This window comes from Haloarcula sp. MBLA0138 (genome assembly GCF_055632455.1).
Genome location: NZ_CM145746.1, coordinates 2,846,479 through 2,862,608, shown reverse-complemented (window position 1 = coordinate 2,862,608; position 16,130 = coordinate 2,846,479). Strand labels below are relative to the sequence as shown.

Here is a 16,130-nt window from a genome sequence, read left to right as displayed (position 1 = left end):
CTTAAGGGGCACGGTTCGGGGCTGGCACGTGACATGGACCCACTGGGATTTGAACCCAGGGCCTCCGCCTTGCAAAGGCGGCGCTCTGCCGCTGAGCTATGGGCCCGGCAGATCCGCAAGTGTTAGCCCTGATAGTTCATAGGTGCCCGGTCGACGGGTGTTCTCGAACGCCATAGGTGGGCTGAGGCAGAGCCTCAGTCCCGTTCTGTAGGAGGTGATCCAGCCGCAGATTCCCCTACGGCTACCTTGTTACGACTTAAGCCCCCTTGCGAAGCCCAGATTCGACCACCGCATGGTGGCCTCATCCGGACCTCACTCGGGTGCTTTGACGGGCGGTGTGTGCAAGGAGCAGGGACGTATTCACCGCGCGCTTCTGACACGCGATTACTACCGAATCCAGCTTCATGCGGGCGGGTTTCAGCCCGCAATCCGAACTACGACCGAGTTTAGGGGATTAGCTCTACCTCTCGGCATCGCATCCCACTGTCTCGGCCATTGTAGCCCGCGTGTTGCCCGGCACATTCGGGGCATACTGACCTACCGTTGCCCGTTCCTTCCTCCGCTTTAGCAGCGGCAGTCCTCCTAGTGTACCCAACTACCACAGGGGTATTGCTGGCAACTAGAAGTGCGGGTCTCGCTCGTTGCCTGACTTAACAGGACGCCTCACGGTACGAGCTGACGGCGGCCATGCACCTCCTCTCAGTAGCTCGGGTAAGGTCGTCAACCTGACCGTCGTTACTACTGTCGGTGCCGGTGAGATGTCCGGCGTTGAGTCCAATTAAACCGCAGGCTCCTCCGGTTGTAGTGCTCCCCCGCCAATTCCTTTAAGTTTCATCCTTGCAGACGTACTTCCCAGGCGGCTCGCTTCTCGGCTTCCCTAGGGCACAGCGCAGGCTCGTAGCCTGCGTCACACCTAGCGAGCATTGTTTACAGCTAGGACTACCCGGGTATCTAATCCGGTTCGAGACCCTAGCTTTCGTCCCTCACCGTCGGGTCCGTCTTCCTGAGGCGCTTTCGCCACCGGTGGTCCGTCCAGGATTACAGGATTTCACTCCTACCCCGGACGTACCCCTCAGGTCTTCCGGCCCCAAGCCGAACAGTTTCCGCCGGACGCCGACGCGTTGAGCGCGTCGATTTCCCAACGGACTTGTTCGGCCGGCTACGGACGCTTTAGGCCCAATAAGATCGGCCATCACTCGGACTGCCGGTATTACCGCGGCGGCTGGCACCGGTCTTGCCCAGTCCTTGTTCCTGTACCACCTTACGGTACAGAAAAGCGAGGGCTATATGCCCTCGCACTCGGAGTCCCCCTATCGCACTGTCGTGCAGTGTAAAGGTTTCGCGCCTGCTGCGCCCCGTAGGGCCCGGTATCTTGTCTCAGATACCGTCTCCGGGCTCTTGCTCTCACAACCCGTACCGATTATGGGCACGGTGGGCCGTTACCCCACCGTCTACCTAATCGGCCGCAGCCACATCCTACAGCGCCGGAACGTTTCCAGCTCTCGGCACTCCAGCCTGAGAGCTGTATCCGCTATTGGCCTCAGTTTCCCGAGGTTATCGCGGTCTGTAGGGTAGTTTGGCCACGTGTTACTGAGCTATATGCCGCGGGTCTGAACCCGCGCGACTAGCATGGCTAAATCGGACTCCGATAGCAATGGCCTCCGGCAGGATCAACCGGAATGTTCCCTGCGAGAGTGCAGGGAGGTTAGGCGGGAACACACCCACGAGGGGTGTGGTCGCTATCGAAGGGCGTTCGAGGACACCCATCGACCGGGTGTCACCGAACTATCAGGGCTAACATCAGATCCCATCTGTACGGCGGACCGCAGGGGTGGAATCCTCATTTACTCCGGACCTGCATGTTGTCTCGAAGCCACCATAAAGGCTTCGAGACGCGTCGGCGTGTGGTGTCGCCTCGGTCCGTTCGGTCGGGGTTCGTCGGCCCTCGACCGGGCGTCGTTCGCGTTCTTTCCGAGTGCCCTGTTACACTTAAGGGCACCGGACCAGAGTTTCGTCGAACCGCACGACATGGCTCTTGTTCGCGTCACGTTCCGAACACCCTGTTACACTTAAGGGCATCGGAGCGCGTTCGGCCCGGTCGGGGTCGTCGCCCCCGAACCGCGATTGCATTCCATCCGATGGCAGTGCCACACTTAACCCCGTCGGACCGGACCCGCCCCGTCAGGTGATTACACGGGAGTGAGAGTCCCACACGGCGTCGCTGGTGGGGACGGGACGTCTCGGCCGACGCGTCGCTCGCGGGGACGGCGCAGGCGCTGGGACGAAGTGTCACAGAAGTTCGTATGTGAGAGCGACCGCCGGTGTATACGGGTCAGATCTCGTCGAGGTGGTCGACTCCCTCCTTCGAGACGTTCCCCTTGGTAATGTCGTCGGGCATCCAGTCGGGTTTGTCGTCGGGGGCCGACTCGACCCACGCCCACGCCTCGTAGATGTGGACTTTCTTCGTCCCCTTCTCGCGGAGCCGAATCTCCTGTGGGGTGGCATCGTCTTCGCTGTCGGCCGGGTCGAGCCGTCGGGCCGCTTTCAGTGCGGCCTGTCGGGGAGTCCCGCCTGAGAAGACGCTCTCTTCGTCACCGTCGTCGCGGAGCGCAAAGTTGCGCTTGTCACTGTCACGTGCCATGGTTTCACCGCTCCATGTCAACTCAGCACATGACCAACCATAAATATACCCCCCGAGGACGCTGCCGTCCCGGGGTATCCTTATATACTGTCGGCTGTTCCCCCCCGGTATCGACCGCAGAATCCGCCGAAACGGGGGCGTTTCCGGCGGTCCGCTGGCTCGCGCGCGCCAAGCGGGTGCCGCCGTGTCGGGGCCGCGCACGGTAGACTTAAGTGTATCCTACGGCGATGCACGGAATAGGATAGCGCGATGGTGCGAAAGAAGAAGCTCAGCCCGAGTGGCGCCAAAGACGAGGACGGCGAGTACCACAACGTTCACATCAACATCCACGAGGACGAGCTGGCAGTCGCCGGGATGGAGATAGGTGACGAGGTGTTCGTTCGGGTCCGCGACAACAAGATAATCATCCAGAAGGCCGACCCCGAAGAGGTCGAACACGACTTCTGAGCGCCGTCGCCGCGAAGTGCGGGACACACCCCATGAGACCGTACGACATCGCCAAGCCGCTGTTGTTCTCACTCCCGGCCGAGACCGCCCACGGCCTCGTCCACGCCCTGCTGGGCACAGTCGACGGGACGCCGGCGACCGACCTGCTCGCGCGCAGGTACACGGTCGACGACGACCGGTTGGCCGTTGAGGCGTTCGGCCGGCGGTTCGCCAACCCGGTCGGCGTCGCCGCTGGCTTCGACAAGAACGCCGAACTCCCGACCGCGCTGGCGTCGCTGGGCTTTGGCTTCGTCGAGGTCGGTGGCGTCACGGCCGTCCCACAGTCGGGCAACGCCCGCCCGCGGATGTTCCGCCTGCGCGAGGACGAAGCGATAATCAACCGGATGGGGCTGAACAACGAGGGGGCGGCCGCGGTCGGGCCGCGGCTCGCGGCCACCGACGCACCGGTCCCCGTCGGTGTCAACATCGCCAAGAGCGAACACGTCGACACCGCGGGCGCGCCCGCGGACTACCGCGAGACGTACGAGCGGGTCGCCGAGGGCGGCGACTTCTTCGTCGTCAACGTCTCCTGTCCGAACTCGCAGGGGTTCGAGGAGCTACAGAACCGCGACGCGATGGCGGCCATCCTGACCGAGTTGCAGGACGCCGGTGCCGCGCCGCTGCTCGTGAAGCTCTCGCCTGACCTCCCCGAGCCGGCCGTCGCGGACACGCTCGACCTCGTGACCGAACTCGGCCTCGACGGCGTCGTCGCCACGAACACCTCGACCGAGCGGCCCGCGAGCCTGCGCTCGCCCGCCGCCGCCGAGGGGGGCGGCCTCTCGGGCAAGCCCATCGAGGACAGCGCGACGGAGACGGTCCGGTTCGTCGCCGAGCGCGTCGACGTGCCCGTCGTCGGCGTCGGCGGCGTCTCGACGGCCGAGGGAGCCTACCGGAAGATCCGCGCCGGCGCGTCGCTGGTGCAGTTGTACACCGGCCTCGTCTACCGCGGTCCGTCCATCGCCCGGGAGATAAACGAGGGGCTGTTGGACCTGCTCGACGAGGACGGGTTCGACAGCGTCGCCGATGCCGTCGGCGCGAACCTGTGACCGGTCAACCCTGAAGTGACCGGCCGGCGAAGCCCGGGTATGACCGCCGAGCGCCGGACGCTGCGTATCGCTTCGTGGGACGACCGCTTCCTCGCGTGGCTGGTCGACGTGTTGCTCGTCGGCGCGATACTCGCCGGCCTCGGCGAGGTGGTCGGCGTGTTCTCGCTCGTGACCGGCAGCCTCTCGCTGTCGTCGCCGTTCGCCGGTGTGAACGGCCTCGCGCTGTTTTGCTACTGGACGGCACTGGAGGGGGCGCGCGGCCAGTCGGCGGGCAAGATGGTGATGGAGATCGCTGTCACCGACGAGCGGGGCGACCCCATCGGCTACGGGACGGCCGCAATCGAGAGTTTCGGGAAGGCCTTCCTCCTGCCGCTCGACGTACTCGTCGGGTGGCTCGCCTACGAGGAGGAAGGGCTGCGGCTGTTCAACAAGCTCTCGGGGACGGTCGTCGTCGAGCGCGAGGACGAGCCCCCGGAGGACGTGGAGTACGTCTACCCCGAGGAGTGACCGGTCCACACTCCGGTTGGTCGTTCGCGGTCCTCACTCCAGCGCGTCCAGCCGGAACTCGAAGGCCGCCACCGGCACCTCTAAGTCGTGCTCGACCACCTTTTTCAGCGTCGGGTCGTCTCCGACGACCGCGCCTCGAAAAACGTGGGCGAAAAAGCCGCTCACTCCCGACGGTCGTTCGCGGTCCTCACTCCAGCGCGTCCAGCCGGAACTCGAAGGCCGCCACCGGCACCTCTAAGTCGTGCTCGACGAGCACCCGCGGATGAACCTCGCCGACGATGCCGGCGGACTCGCCGTCGAGTACCACCTCGGCGGCCCGGCCGTCGATGAACGACGGGTGGGTCGTCGGCGGCGTCGCCAGCGACTTGTCGAAGGCCTCGGCCAGCGCCTGCAGGCGGGCCTTGGCGTCCTCGTACGAGGCGTCCGTGCGCGCGAGCGCGGCCGCGAGCGTCCGGCGCTCGGCCGCGCCGGTGTTGACCTCGTCGTCGACGTGGGCCGCCAGCCCGATCTCCGAGAGGTCCTGTGGGTACTGCCGGTGCGTGTTGTTCTCGAGGACCATCATGAGCGAGGGCAGCGCCCACGTCCGGAGGACGGTGTAGTCCTCGCTGTAGGGCTCTTGGATGGTGACCGGCGGGGCCGCGCCGAGGGGGCCCGCGCCCGCCGCGTCGGCGGCGTCGGGGGCGGACAGCCCCATCCGCTCGAAGTTCTCGGCCTCGTTGGTCATGTGGAAGTTCAGCAGGTCCTCGAAGCCTAGCCCCACGAGGGCGTTCCGGGCGGCGTCCTCCAGCCGGGAGCGGTCGTGGCGGCCCCCGACGGTCGACACGTCGGGGTAGGTCGGTTCGAGTTCGTTGAACCCCAGCGCGCGCCCGATGTCGTCGACGATGTCGAGCGGGTGGAGTACGTCGACGCGGTAGGGAGGCACTCCGACCTCGTAGGTCCGGTGGTCGCCCTCACCCTCGGGTGTGGCGTCGAGTCCGGCGCGCTCGGCGTAGTCGACGACGTCCTCGGGGTCGAGCGAGACGCCGAGGACGGACTCGACGCGGTCGTGGGTCACGGTCTTCTCCCGGACGGCGAGGTCCGGGCGCTCCAGCGTGCGGCCGGCGTGCTCGCCGGGGGCGTCGTCGGCGTACTCGACTGCCACGCGCTCGACGCGTCCGCCGCGGGCTTCGAGCGCGTAGCAGACGATGGTACACATGTGGTCGATGGTCCACTGGTCGGTCCCGGTCATCTCGATGAGCAGGTCCCGGGAGCCCTCGCTGACCTCCGTCCGGCGGCCGTTGACCACCGGCGGGAACGAGAACAGCCCGATGCTGTCGTAGATGGCGGGCACGCGGTCGAGGTCGGCCACGAGGTCGGCGTAGTCCTGTCCGATGTGGTGTTCCTCGACGACTTCCCGGGGGGTGAGTTCGCGGTCGGACTCCAGCGGGACGAACGTCTCCCCGTCGGGGTCGACGCTGGTGTAGGTGACCGACTTGCGCGGACCGTCGGCCGGGGCGTCTTCGTCCGGTTCGCCCGCGGGACGGGCCTCGCCGCCTTTCAGCATCGTCAGGTCGTGGACGCCGATAGCGCCCTTGGCGCGCTTGCGGCCCATCGTCGCGTGCAGTTTCTCCTGTATCTGAATGAGCGACGCCAAGGCGTCGTCGCTCATGTCCAGTCCGCGGACGACGGCCCCGGTGACGTAGGGGCGCTCGGGCGGTTGGTCCTCGACGCGGACGGTCCACTCGGGGTCGTTCGTGGTCGGGACGTAGACGCCGCGGTCGTCGCCGTAGTGGTACCGCAGCGACCGGGCGACGCCCTCGACCGAGAGGCGGTCGAGCCGGTCCGGTGCGAACTCCAGTTGGAACTCGTCGTCCTCGGTCCACCCTTCGAACTCCAGACCGAGGTCGAACAGGTCCGACTTGAGTTCGTCGTCGCCCTTCTCGTCGTGGCCGGTCAAGCGCCGGAGTTCGTCGGGGTCGACGTCGACGACGGGCATCAGTGCATCACCTCCGTCTCCCGCAGCAGTTCGAGGTCACACAGCGTCCCGTGCACGTCCCGGATGTCCTCGAAGCCGTAGATGAGCATGAGCAGGCGTTCCAAGGAGAGGCCCCACGCCATCACGTCGCAGTCGACGCCGAGCGGTTCCAACACCTCGTCCCGGAAGATGCCGGAGTTGCCCACCTCGACGATGTCGCCGGTCTCGGGGTGGGTGCCGAACAGTTCGAAGCTCGGCTCGGTGTAGGGGTTGTAGTGCGGTTTGAAGTCGAGGTCGGTGATGCCGAACTGCTCGTAGAACTCGGTGAACGTCCCCATCAGGTCACGCACCGAGAGGTCCTCGGCCATCACCCACCCCTCTATCTGGAAGAACTCCAGCAGGTGCGTCGGGTCCAGCGTGTCGTTGCGGTACACCTTCTCGACGCTGAAGTACCGCTCGGGCGGGTCGAGGTCGCCGACCTGTTCGCCCGAGAGGTACCGCATCGACAGCGAGGTGGTGTGACCGCGCAGGTCAAGCCCGCGGGCCACGTCCTCCGCCCACGGCGAGTGGTACCCCTCGCCGTCGGGGCCGACACCCTCCTTGTGGGCCGACCGGACTCGTTCGACGAGGTCCGCGGGGAGGTGCTGAATCTCGTCGGGCGAGGACAGCGCGAACTGGTCCCAGTGGGTCCGCGCCGGGTGGTCCTGTGGCATGAACAGGCAGTCGTTTATCCAGAACTGCGCGTCGACGTGCGGGCCGTCCATCTCCTGAAAGCCCATGCCGACGAGGGTGTCTTTGACGCGGTTGGCCGTCTGCCGGAGGATGTGCTCCTTGCCGTGGGTCACGTCCTCGGCGTCGGCGGCGACGTTGTACTCGGTGAACTCGACGGTCTCCCACTCGCCGCTGGTGAGCAGTTCGGGCGTGACGCGGTCGACCGTCTCGGCGGCCTCGACACCCTCCATCAGCGCGGTGACGCCGTCGTCGGTCAGGACGACCGAGCGGACCGTCTCCTCGCTCGTCTCGAGGAGTCCGCGGCGCACCAACTGGTCGACGGCGTCGTCGTCGGCGTCCGCGGGGCGGCCGTCGGCGACGGCTTCGAGCGCGTGCATCTCGCTGTCGGCCCCGGCGTCGGCGTCGGGGTCGGCGGTTATCTCGCCGCTGTCGATGTCGCCGTACCCCTTGCGGGCGTAGTTCGACAGCGCGATGTCGACGGCCCCGCCCGCCAGTCCGGAGGCCCCGATGACCTGCCCCATCTCGACCGGGGCCTCGTCGGCCCCGGCGTCGACGGCGGCCTCGTAGAGGTCCTGCTCGGGCAGGCTCTCGCGGACGTAGCGGCTCCCCTCCTCGGTGAGGGCGTAGTGTTCGACGGTCTCCTCGCTGACGGCGAGGAGGCCGTCGGCTTCGAGTTCGAAGGCCGCCCGCGTCGCAGCCTCGGGTTTCAGGTCCGCCTCCTCGGCGACGGACTCGATGCGTCTGTCCTCCCGTGCGTCGGCGGCCTGCAACACGGCCACCTGTGCCTGTGGTCGCTTCATGTCGTTCGTTGTCGGGATAACGGCGGGTCGCTCAGTTAACGGTTCTCACTTCACGCGCGGCCAAGTGCGGGGCCGCGCCGGCCCGTCCGGGGCGTTTCGTCGGTGGCGATCTCCCGACCGCCCCCGAGTCCGCGCCCCGTCAGGGCGCGACGAAGAAGCCAAATCCCGGACGGCGGTGCGGCTGGCGAGCGACGCCGGCGCGACGGGATTCGGATGCCATACCGGGACGGTCGGGAGCGCCGACGAAAAGCGTTGTGTCGCTGTGATGGAGCGAAACCGACAGGACCGGCCGGCCCGCAGAGCCGGCATGGAACGCGCCCGCGTCGAGTTCGACCGCTACTTCGAGGTCGTCATGGAGACCGCGGAGGCACAGGTCGCGGAGATGACCGTCGAGCCCGGTCGCGCGGTCGGCGGCCCGGACAACTCCCACGCCGAGAGCGACCAGTGGCTGTTCGTCGTCTCGGGGACGGCCGTCGTCACCGTCGACGGCACGGACGAGCGCGTCGAGGCGGGCGACCTTCTTCGTATCGAGGCCGGCGAGCGCCACGGCATCGAGAACGACGGGGCCGAGCCGCTGGAGACGCTGAACGTCTACACGCCGCCGCGGTAGTCACGCCGTGGCGTCGAAATCGAAGTCGACGCCGGTGGCCTCGACGGAGCGCTCCCAGAGCCGACGGGCGTCGTCGCGGTCGTAGGAGGCCGCGTTCGAGCGCTGGACCTCGGGGCTGCCCCGCATGTTCATGAGGCCGCCGGGGCCGACGTACGCGCCGCCGTCGACGTCGGCGGTGGCGGCGTACAGCATCGGGAGCGCCCCCTGTGCGGACGACTGGGCGAGGACGGCGTTGGCGAGTTTCATCCCCAGTTCGGCGAATGGGATGGCGCTCTCGCGGCCGGTCCGGGCCTGAAGGTCCGTGTCGGCGTAGCCGGGGTGGCAGGCGACGCTTTTCACGTCCGCGACGCCGTTGTCGTCGAGGCGGCGCTGGAGTTCGTAGGCGAAAAGCAGGTTCGCGAGCTTGCTCCGGCCGTAAGCCGCCCACTTGCTGTAGGAGCGCTCCCAGTTGAGGTCCGCGAAGTCCATCTCGCCTTGCTCGTGGGCACCGGAAGACTGCGTGACGACGCGGGCCTCGTCGTCTGTGGCCCGCAGCAGGGGGAACAGCCGGCCCGTCAGCGCGAAGTGGCCGAAGTGGTTCACGCCGAGTTGCGTCTCGAAGCCGTCGGCGGTCTCCGTCCGCGGAATCGCCATCACGCCGGCATTGTTACAGAGGACGTCGACGGCGTCGTAGGCCGCGGCCATGTCCTCAGCGAAGGCGGCGACCGAGGCCAGCGCGCCGAGGTCGCACTCGCGCACGTCCAGCGTCGCGTCCGGGACCGCTCGGCGTATCTCGTCGGCCGCGCGCTCGCCCCGGTCCGTACTCCGGCAGGCCATCACCACCGTCGCCCCCGCGTCGGCGAAGGCCCGCGTCCCCTCGTAGCCCAGCCCGCTGTTAGCGCCGGTGACGACGACGGTATGGTCGTCCAGCGCGGGCATATCGGCTGTCGTCCAGTCTGTCATCGGTCACGGTACGGCGCGGACACTGAAAAGGGATGAGTCCGGACGTATTTCAGTGGACGGCCGCTAGCACCGACGATGAGCGCCGTTCCGGTGACCGTCTACACGCGCGAGGACTGCCACCTCTGTGCGGAAGCCGTCGAGACCATCGAGCGCGTCGCCGACGAGACGGGCGTGGCCGTCGACATCGACCTCGTGGACGTTGACGACGACCCCGACCTGCGCGCGGAGTACGGCGAGCGGGTGCCCTACGTCCTGCTCGACGGGACGCCCGCGTTCAAGTACCGCGTCGACGAGCGCCGCCTGCGCGAGAAGCTGACCGACTAGGCCGAGCGGTCAGTCCCGGCCCCGGGCGACCGCCTCGCCGATGGCCGCCGTCGCCGCCTGCGGGTCGTCGGCGGCCGTGATGGCCGTGATGACCGCCGCGCCGTCGGCCCCCGCGGCCGCCACCGCGTCGGCGTTGTCGGCGGTGACGCCGCCGATAGCCACGACCGGGATGTCCACCGCGTCGGCGATGTCGGCGACCCGTTCCGGGCCGATGCCGTACTCGTCGTCGGGGATGTCGTCTTTCGACCCGGTGGCGTACACCGCGCCCACGCCGAGGTAGTCCGCGCCCGCCCGCTCGGCCGCGCGGGCGTCGTCGACGAACGAGACGGAGCGACCGACGACGGCGTCCTCGCCGAGTACGTCCCGGGCCGCGGGGACCGGCAGGTCGTCGTCGCCCAGATGGACGCCGTCGGCGTCGAGGGCCTGTGCCAGCCCAACGCGGTCGTTGACGACGAACGTGACGCCGGCCTCGCGGGTCACGGTCCGGAGTTCCCGCCCTATCTCGTAGCGCTCGCGGACCGGCAGGTCCTTTTCGCGCAACTGGACAACACCGACCCCGCCGTCGACGGCTTGCTCGACCACGTCCGGCGTCGAGCGCCCCTCGGAGAGCGACTGCTGGGTCACGAGGTACACGTCCCAATCGACCATGCCGGGGGTTCGGGCGGCCCCCTTCTGACGCTTTCGCCGGCGGCGAAGTTTTACGGCCGGGCGCGAAACGAATCAGCCGTGCGAAACTTCCACATTACGACGGTCTGGGGCATCCCCATCAGGGTCAACGTCTCGCTGGTGGTCTTCCTGCCGGTGTTGGCGTGGCTGCTGGGCAGCGGCGAGCAGATTGCGGTGTACGCAAGCATCATCGGCGGGTTAGCGGGCGTGACGTTCGACCTCGCCCGGTTGCAGGCGAACTCGTGGGCCGTCGGCGTCGCGGCCGCGGTGGGCCTGTTCGTCAGCGTCGCCGTCCACGAACTGGGTCACGCGTGGGCCGCGATGCGCTACGACCTCGAAGTGGAATCCATCACGCTGTGGATTCTGGGCGGACTGGCGAACCTGAAGGCGATGCCCCGCGAGTGGAACCGCGAACTGTGGATAGCCGTCGCCGGGCCGGTGACGAGCGTCCTCGTGGGGGTCGTCTGCTACGTGGCGCTGCTGTCGCTGCCGGCGAGCGCGCAGGTGACGCTGTTCGTCGTCGGGTGGCTGGCCGTGACGAACCTCATGCTGGCCGTCTTCAACATGCTCCCGGCGTTCCCGATGGACGGCGGGCGGGTGTTGCGGGCGCTGCTGGCGCGGTCGCGGCCCTACGCCGCCGCGACCCGCACCGCGGCCCGGGTCGGCACCGGCTTCGCGGTGCTGTTCGCCGTCGTCGGCGTCCTCGCGTTCAGCCCGATGTTGCTCCTGCTGGCGCTGTTCGTCTACGGGGCCGCGACCGGCGAGTCCCGGACGGTCGCGCTGGCGGACCTGCTGGAGGGGCTGACCGTCGCCGACGTGGCGAACCCCCGGAGCGCGAGCGTCGAGGCCGACGCCACCGTCGAGGAGTTGGTCGACCGGATGTTCGCCGACCGGACGACCGAGTACGTCGTCACGCGGGACAGCGCGGTGGCGGGCGTGGTCACCGTCGCCGACTTCACGGCGCTGTCGCGGGCCGAGCGGGCGGCCGACACCGTCGCGGACCTGATGGAGACGGACCTCCCCCGGCTGGCGGCGACGACCAGCGCCTTCGACGCGCTGGTGGCGCTTGGCGGGTCGGGAGCGGGCGCGGCCATCGTCGAGGGGCCCGACGGCGAACGGGTGGTCACACAGCAGGACTTCGCCGCGGCCATGGAGATGCGGCGGCTCGTCGGGACGGACGAACCGTTCTGAGCGGGGCTAGCGGCGGCGTCGCAGCGCCCAGTCTATCCCGCCGCCGGCGACGAGGCCGAGACCGGCGAGCGAGGCGAGCAGGTGGGGACCGCCGAACCAGAAGGGGGTCCACGGGGCGACCGACCGGAGCGCGACGAGCAACAGCGAGAGCCCGGGGACGCCGCCGCCGGGCGTCTCGGTGCCGGTGGCGGTCCCGCCGGTCGCGGGGTCGGCGGCGGCGTAGGACGCCGCGCCGACGCGCTCGCCCTCGGGGAGCCGTTCGGCCTCGTAGGGGATGGGCGAGTCCAGCGACGAGCCACGCGGTGGCGTGGCCGTCGACCAGACGACGGTGCCGTTGGGCGTCACCTCGAAGACCCGCTTGTTCAGCGTGTCCGTGACGAGCGTGTTGCCGTTGTCCAGTCGGTCGGCGTCGCGGGGCCACGCGAGGGCGTCGCCGCGCGCGGTCGTCAGCGTCCACGCCGGCACCCAGCGGTCGCCCTCGCGGTGGAGTTCGACCACGCGGTCGTTGTCCGAGTCCGCCACCAGCACCGCGCCGTCGCCGAGCCACTGGGGGTTGTGCTGGTGGTCCAGTACCTCGGGGCTGCCACACCGGATGTCGCCGTCGCCGTCGAAGTCCGAGAGCTGTTCGCCCCGGACGCGACAGCTCCCGTCGTCGTCGTCCGAGCGGTCGGCGTTGACCACCTCGACGACGCCCGCGCCCCGCTCGACGAGCAGAATCTGGTTGGCGTTGCGCACCGACACCAGATAGTGGGTCCCATTGACCGCGTCCACGTCGTTGACGTGGAGCCAGTCGCGCCGGGTCGGATCAGGGGGCGCGTCGTAGAAGGCCGAGGCGTTCCACTGCCACGTCACCGTCCCGTTGCGGACGGTGAAGATGCGCTCGTGTTCCATGTCCGAGAGCAGGTACTCCCCGGAGGGCAGGCGCTCTACGTCGTGGGTCTCGCTGTTCTTGGCCGTCCGGACGGGGAAGGCGTACTCGGAGACGACGGCCGGCCCGCCCGCGGCGTCGGGGTCGATGACGCGGTAGCCGGTCTTGGTGCAGGGCGGGTCGTAAGGGGCACAGCCCGAGTCGTACCCCGAGTGCATGAACCCGGCCATGACACTGCCGTTTGCCAGCCGCGTCACGTCGAAGTAGGAGTCGGCGCTGTCCTCGTGCCACGCGACCGCCCCGTCGGCGACGAGGTAGACGCTGCCTTTCTCGTGCCAGCCCGACCCGCCGCCCTGCGAGCCGACGAGCGTGGGGGCCGCATCGCCGGAGACGGTGCGGTCCGGGGCCGTCACCGCGCCGACAGCGAGCGTCCCGACCAACAGGAGGGCACCGGCGGCGACAAGCAGGGCGGGCCGTCGCGCGTCTGTCATCACTCCGAAGTCCGGCGACGGCGGCCAAAAGCCTTCCGAGGGCAGTAGCTACAAGCACCGCGGCAGTCTACACACGAGCGATGCAGGCCGGACTCGTGGACGTGTTCGCGGACACCGTCGGGACGGACCCGCTGGTCGCCGGACTGGTCGGCGGAACCGTCATCGCCGCCCTGAACCTCGTCGGCGCGTCGCTGGTGTTGGTCTGGCGGGACCCCTCGGAGCGGGCGCTGGACGCCGCGCTCGGGTTCGCCGCCGGGGTGATGCTGGCGGCGGCGTTCACGAGCCTCATCATCCCCGGCATCGAGCAGTACTCCGGCGGAAACCCCCTGCCGACGCTGCTGGGCGTCGCCGCGGGCGCGCTGGTGTTGGACCAAGGCGACCGGCTGGTGCCCCACGCCCACTACCTGCTGACCGGGCGCAAGCGGGCCGACGCCGCGACCCCCGGGGAATCGCTCCCGGTCGACGACGACCGCCTCGCCGGCGTCGTCCTGTTCGTCCTCGCCATCACGCTACACAACGTGCCCGAGGGGCTGGCCGTCGGCGTCGGGTTCGGCGCGGCGGCGGGCGACCCCGCGCAACTGGGCGGCGCGCTGGCGCTGATGGCCGCCATCGGCATCCAGAACGTCCCCGAGGGGCTGGCGGTGTCGGTGGCGGCGGTCAACGCCGGGCTGGACCGGCGGCTCTACGCCGCCGTCGCCGGGGTTCGGGCGGGCGTCGTCGAGATACCGCTGGCGGTGCTGGGGGCCGTCGCGGTCACCGTCGTCGAACCCCTGTTGCCCTACGCGATGGGCTTTGCCGCGGGCGCGATGCTGTTCGTCATCTCCGACGAGATAATCCCGGAGACCCACACGCGGGGCCACGAGCGGGTCGCCACGCTGGGGCTGATGGCCGGCGTCGTCGTGATGCTGTACCTCGACATCGCGCTGGCCGGCTAGTCGCTGTCGTCGTAGGGCCAGTTCGGGTCCCGCGTGAACGCCTCGGGCGAGCGGGCCTCGTCGGCTACCTCGGGCGTACACGCCCCGTGTTCGCGGAAGTTCTCGCGGGCGCGCGCGAGCGAGACGTGGTTCGTGTCGCTGACGTACTCGTCGTCGCCGAACTGCATGGGGTCGTCGAGCCAGCGACAGACCGGACAGACCTCGTAGGACCCCGGCCGCCCCTCCGGGAGGGTCTGATACCCGCAACAGGGGCAGTAGCCCAGTTCCCGCGCGGCGGGGTTGCCGGGTGTGTCGGTCGACATGTCGCGTGGTATGTTGCCACACGCCATAGACCTGTCGACTCGGTCACGGGTCGGGAGCCGGCCGCCTCACTCCTCCGTCGCGGCCTCGACTTTCGCGGCGTACTCCTCGAGTTCGTCGGCCAGTTCGCGGGCCTGCGCCGCCGAGAGCGTGACCGTGTCGGCGTGGGGTTCGACGGCGTCGACCTGCGTGTTGTCCATCTCCAGTTGCACCTCGACGTGGTCCGGGTTCTTCCGGGGCGCGGTGACGTTGAGGACGGCGTAGGCCTCCTCCTCGAAGCCGTGGCCCTCGACCGCGCCGTCGAGGAGGTCGAACGTGGTGAAGGCGTTGACCTTCAGAATGCGGTCTACCATACCGGTCGTTGGCCGGCCCGGGACTTAACGGCGGTCTTCCGCGATGCAGACGGCCGGCGTCGGCGAGGCGTGTATCGCCGTCCGGCGAGCACCGGCCCGCCGACGCCGGCCCGTCAGTTCACCGCGAGCAGTTCGTCGACGACCCGGACCCCGGCCCGGTCGAACACGTCGCGCATCTCGTCGCTCAGCGCCACGTCGGTGACGATGACGTCGACGTCCTCGACGGTGCCGAACTCCCGGAAGCTCTGGCGCTCCAGTTTGCTCCCGTCGGCGACGAGGATGACGTGTCGGCCGCCGTCACAGAGCAGGGACTTGATGCGAGCCTCGTCCTCGTTCGAGACCGAGAGCCCCCCGTCGGGCTGGACGGCGTCGGTTTCGAGAAAGACCACGTCGAAGTTCGTCTTCCGGAGGTACGACTCCGCGCTGGGGCCGACGAGCGCGTCGGAGGTCGGCCGGAGCGAGTCGCCGACGACCTTGACCTCCCCGCAGGCCTCCCGGAGTTCGAAGGCCGTCTCCGGGGAGTTCGTCGCGACGAGCAGCGAGAGGGTGTCGGGGATGACGGTGGCGACCTCTCTGGTCGTCGGCCCGGTGTCGAAAAACACCGCGTCGCCGTCGCTCAGTTCCTCGACCGCGCGCTGGGCGATGGCGCGCTTGCCGCTGGGGTTTTTCACGTCGTCTCGGAGCTGTGACCCGCCGGCTCCGTTCTCCGAGGCGGGGAGGGCACCGCCGTGGAACCGCTCGATGAGTCCGTCCTCGGCGAGCGACGAGAGGTCCCGCCGGACGGTGGCCTCGGAGACGCCGAACGCCTCCGTGAGCTCCTCGACGGTGACCCTGTCGGCCTTGTTCACCTTCCGGACTATCTTTTTTCGTCGTTCGTCAGGCAACATAGTCAGTAACTATCGCAGTCTGGGCCGGTGGGCGACACACGGTAGCGTATGTCTGCGACCGGTATATTGTTGTTTGTGATATACGCTGCCGCCATACCGGTTCGTCCGGACGAGAGCGGGGCATGGACGCCGGTATTCGGGCCTCTCGGGGCCGCGGCGTCCGCACGTCGTGGGGTCGTATACATGCACGTAGGAACACTCGTAGAAACATCCACGCCCGGTATCAGTCGGTGAGAGTGCCAAACAGCGCCGCGACCACGGCCCCGACGCTGCTCACTATCGCGCCGCCGGTGACGCCGGTAGCGTAGTTGTAGACGGCGACGGCGGCCAGTGCGGCGGCGATGCCGAAGGAGACGAGCGCCGCGGGCGGGACGCCGGTGGTTGTCTCGGTCCGCAT

General features: G+C 68.7%; 18 protein-coding genes, 1 tRNA gene and 1 rRNA gene. 7 read left to right on the top strand and 13 right to left on the bottom strand.

All coding sequences use genetic code 11. The features are described from left to right. Positions 1–34 precede the first annotated feature (34 nt). The 3 genes from ACV7JO_RS15295 to ACV7JO_RS15285 all read right to left on the bottom strand — a co-directional run bounded on the left by ACV7JO_RS15295 (position 35) and on the right by ACV7JO_RS15285 (position 2,641). Positions 35–106 (bottom strand) — tRNA-Ala (locus tag ACV7JO_RS15295). Between the two features lie 103 nt (positions 107–209). Further along, a 16S ribosomal RNA gene (locus ACV7JO_RS15290) occupies positions 210–1,681 on the bottom strand. 651 nt (positions 1,682–2,332) lie between these two features. Then, positions 2,333–2,641, bottom strand: coding sequence for a non-histone chromosomal MC1 family protein (locus ACV7JO_RS15285; RefSeq protein ID WP_470354270.1), 309 nt, complete (start codon positions 2,639–2,641; stop codon positions 2,333–2,335). Positions 2,642–2,890: 249 nt separating this feature from the next. Between ACV7JO_RS15285 and ACV7JO_RS15280 the strand changes: the two genes are divergently transcribed. The 3 genes from ACV7JO_RS15280 to ACV7JO_RS15270 are packed head-to-tail and all read left to right on the top strand — an operon-like array spanning position 2,891 to position 4,680. Continuing rightward, the gene (locus ACV7JO_RS15280; protein ID WP_004516407.1) at positions 2,891–3,088 is read left to right on the top strand and encodes a hypothetical protein; all 198 of its coding nucleotides are present in this window, start codon (positions 2,891–2,893) and stop codon (positions 3,086–3,088) included. Positions 3,089–3,120: 32 nt separating this feature from the next. Continuing rightward, a complete protein-coding gene (locus ACV7JO_RS15275; RefSeq protein ID WP_470354269.1) occupies positions 3,121–4,173 on the top strand; it encodes a quinone-dependent dihydroorotate dehydrogenase in 1,053 nt (350 codons plus the stop codon). 39 nt (positions 4,174–4,212) lie between these two features. Next, on the top strand, positions 4,213–4,680 hold the full coding sequence (locus ACV7JO_RS15270) for an RDD family protein (protein ID WP_470354268.1): 468 nt from the start codon (positions 4,213–4,215) through the stop codon (positions 4,678–4,680). Between the two features lie 33 nt (positions 4,681–4,713). Here the strand turns inward: ACV7JO_RS15270 and ACV7JO_RS15265 are convergent, their stop codons facing one another. The 3 genes from ACV7JO_RS15265 to pheS are packed head-to-tail and all read right to left on the bottom strand — an operon-like array spanning position 4,714 to position 8,166. Next, complete coding sequence (locus tag ACV7JO_RS15265) at positions 4,714–4,845, bottom strand: hypothetical protein (protein ID WP_470354267.1); 132 nt, start codon at positions 4,843–4,845, stop codon at positions 4,714–4,716. Between the two features lie 22 nt (positions 4,846–4,867). Further along, the gene (gene pheT / locus ACV7JO_RS15260; RefSeq protein WP_470354266.1) at positions 4,868–6,655 is read right to left on the bottom strand and encodes a phenylalanine--tRNA ligase subunit beta; all 1,788 of its coding nucleotides are present in this window, start codon (positions 6,653–6,655) and stop codon (positions 4,868–4,870) included. Further along, on the bottom strand, positions 6,655–8,166 hold the full coding sequence (pheS, locus tag ACV7JO_RS15255; RefSeq protein ID WP_470354265.1) for a phenylalanine--tRNA ligase subunit alpha: 1,512 nt from the start codon (positions 8,164–8,166) through the stop codon (positions 6,655–6,657). Before pheS ends, pheT begins: the two co-directional genes overlap by 1 nt. A gap of 307 nt (positions 8,167–8,473) precedes the next feature. On the opposite strand from pheS, the gene ACV7JO_RS15250 reads away from it, so the two are divergent. Next, positions 8,474–8,776 carry a cupin domain-containing protein gene (locus tag ACV7JO_RS15250; protein WP_470355793.1) on the top strand — a complete coding sequence of 101 codons (303 nt, stop codon included), beginning with the start codon at positions 8,474–8,476 and terminating at the stop codon, positions 8,774–8,776. On the opposite strand, the gene ACV7JO_RS15245 is transcribed toward ACV7JO_RS15250, so the two are convergent. After that, positions 8,777–9,718 carry an oxidoreductase gene (locus ACV7JO_RS15245; protein ID WP_470354264.1) on the bottom strand — a complete coding sequence of 314 codons (942 nt, stop codon included), beginning with the start codon at positions 9,716–9,718 and terminating at the stop codon, positions 8,777–8,779. Between the two features lie 75 nt (positions 9,719–9,793). Here ACV7JO_RS15245 and ACV7JO_RS15240 point away from each other — a divergent pair, with 75 nt between their 5' ends. Next, positions 9,794–10,042, top strand: a complete 249-nt coding sequence (locus tag ACV7JO_RS15240) for a glutaredoxin family protein (protein WP_470354263.1) — start codon at positions 9,794–9,796, stop codon at positions 10,040–10,042. A gap of 9 nt (positions 10,043–10,051) precedes the next feature. On the opposite strand, the gene thiE is transcribed toward ACV7JO_RS15240, so the two are convergent. Further along, positions 10,052–10,690, bottom strand: coding sequence for a thiamine phosphate synthase (gene thiE / locus ACV7JO_RS15235; protein ID WP_470354262.1), 639 nt, complete (start codon positions 10,688–10,690; stop codon positions 10,052–10,054). Positions 10,691–10,768: 78 nt separating this feature from the next. Here thiE and ACV7JO_RS15230 point away from each other — a divergent pair, with 78 nt between their 5' ends. Next, the gene (locus ACV7JO_RS15230; RefSeq protein ID WP_470354261.1) at positions 10,769–11,899 is read left to right on the top strand and encodes a site-2 protease family protein; all 1,131 of its coding nucleotides are present in this window, start codon (positions 10,769–10,771) and stop codon (positions 11,897–11,899) included. 6 nt (positions 11,900–11,905) lie between these two features. On the opposite strand, the gene ACV7JO_RS15225 is transcribed toward ACV7JO_RS15230, so the two are convergent. Further along, entirely contained in the window at positions 11,906–13,258 is a 1,353-nt protein-coding gene (locus ACV7JO_RS15225) for an aryl-sulfate sulfotransferase (protein ID WP_470354260.1), read from the bottom strand. An 80-nt stretch (positions 13,259–13,338) separates the two neighbouring features. Here ACV7JO_RS15225 and ACV7JO_RS15220 point away from each other — a divergent pair, with 80 nt between their 5' ends. After that, positions 13,339–14,193 (top strand): ZIP family metal transporter, encoded by an 855-nt coding sequence (locus ACV7JO_RS15220; RefSeq protein WP_470354259.1) that lies wholly within the window; start codon positions 13,339–13,341, stop codon positions 14,191–14,193. Here ACV7JO_RS15220 and ACV7JO_RS15215 read toward each other — a convergent pair. The 4 genes from ACV7JO_RS15215 to ACV7JO_RS15200 form a co-directional block, all read right to left on the bottom strand. Next, the gene (locus ACV7JO_RS15215; RefSeq protein ID WP_470354258.1) at positions 14,190–14,495 is read right to left on the bottom strand and encodes a CPCC family cysteine-rich protein; all 306 of its coding nucleotides are present in this window, start codon (positions 14,493–14,495) and stop codon (positions 14,190–14,192) included. The two genes, ACV7JO_RS15220 and ACV7JO_RS15215, sit on opposite strands and share 4 nt — an antisense overlap. A gap of 66 nt (positions 14,496–14,561) precedes the next feature. After that, positions 14,562–14,846, bottom strand: a complete 285-nt coding sequence (locus ACV7JO_RS15210) for a DUF6360 family protein (protein WP_470354257.1) — start codon at positions 14,844–14,846, stop codon at positions 14,562–14,564. 113 nt (positions 14,847–14,959) lie between these two features. After that, positions 14,960–15,733 (bottom strand): HTH-type transcriptional regulator GlpR, encoded by a 774-nt coding sequence (glpR, locus tag ACV7JO_RS15205; RefSeq protein ID WP_470354256.1) that lies wholly within the window; start codon positions 15,731–15,733, stop codon positions 14,960–14,962. 223 nt (positions 15,734–15,956) lie between these two features. Continuing rightward, positions 15,957–16,130 carry a hypothetical protein gene (locus ACV7JO_RS15200; protein WP_470354255.1) on the bottom strand — a complete coding sequence of 58 codons (174 nt, stop codon included), beginning with the start codon at positions 16,128–16,130 and terminating at the stop codon, positions 15,957–15,959.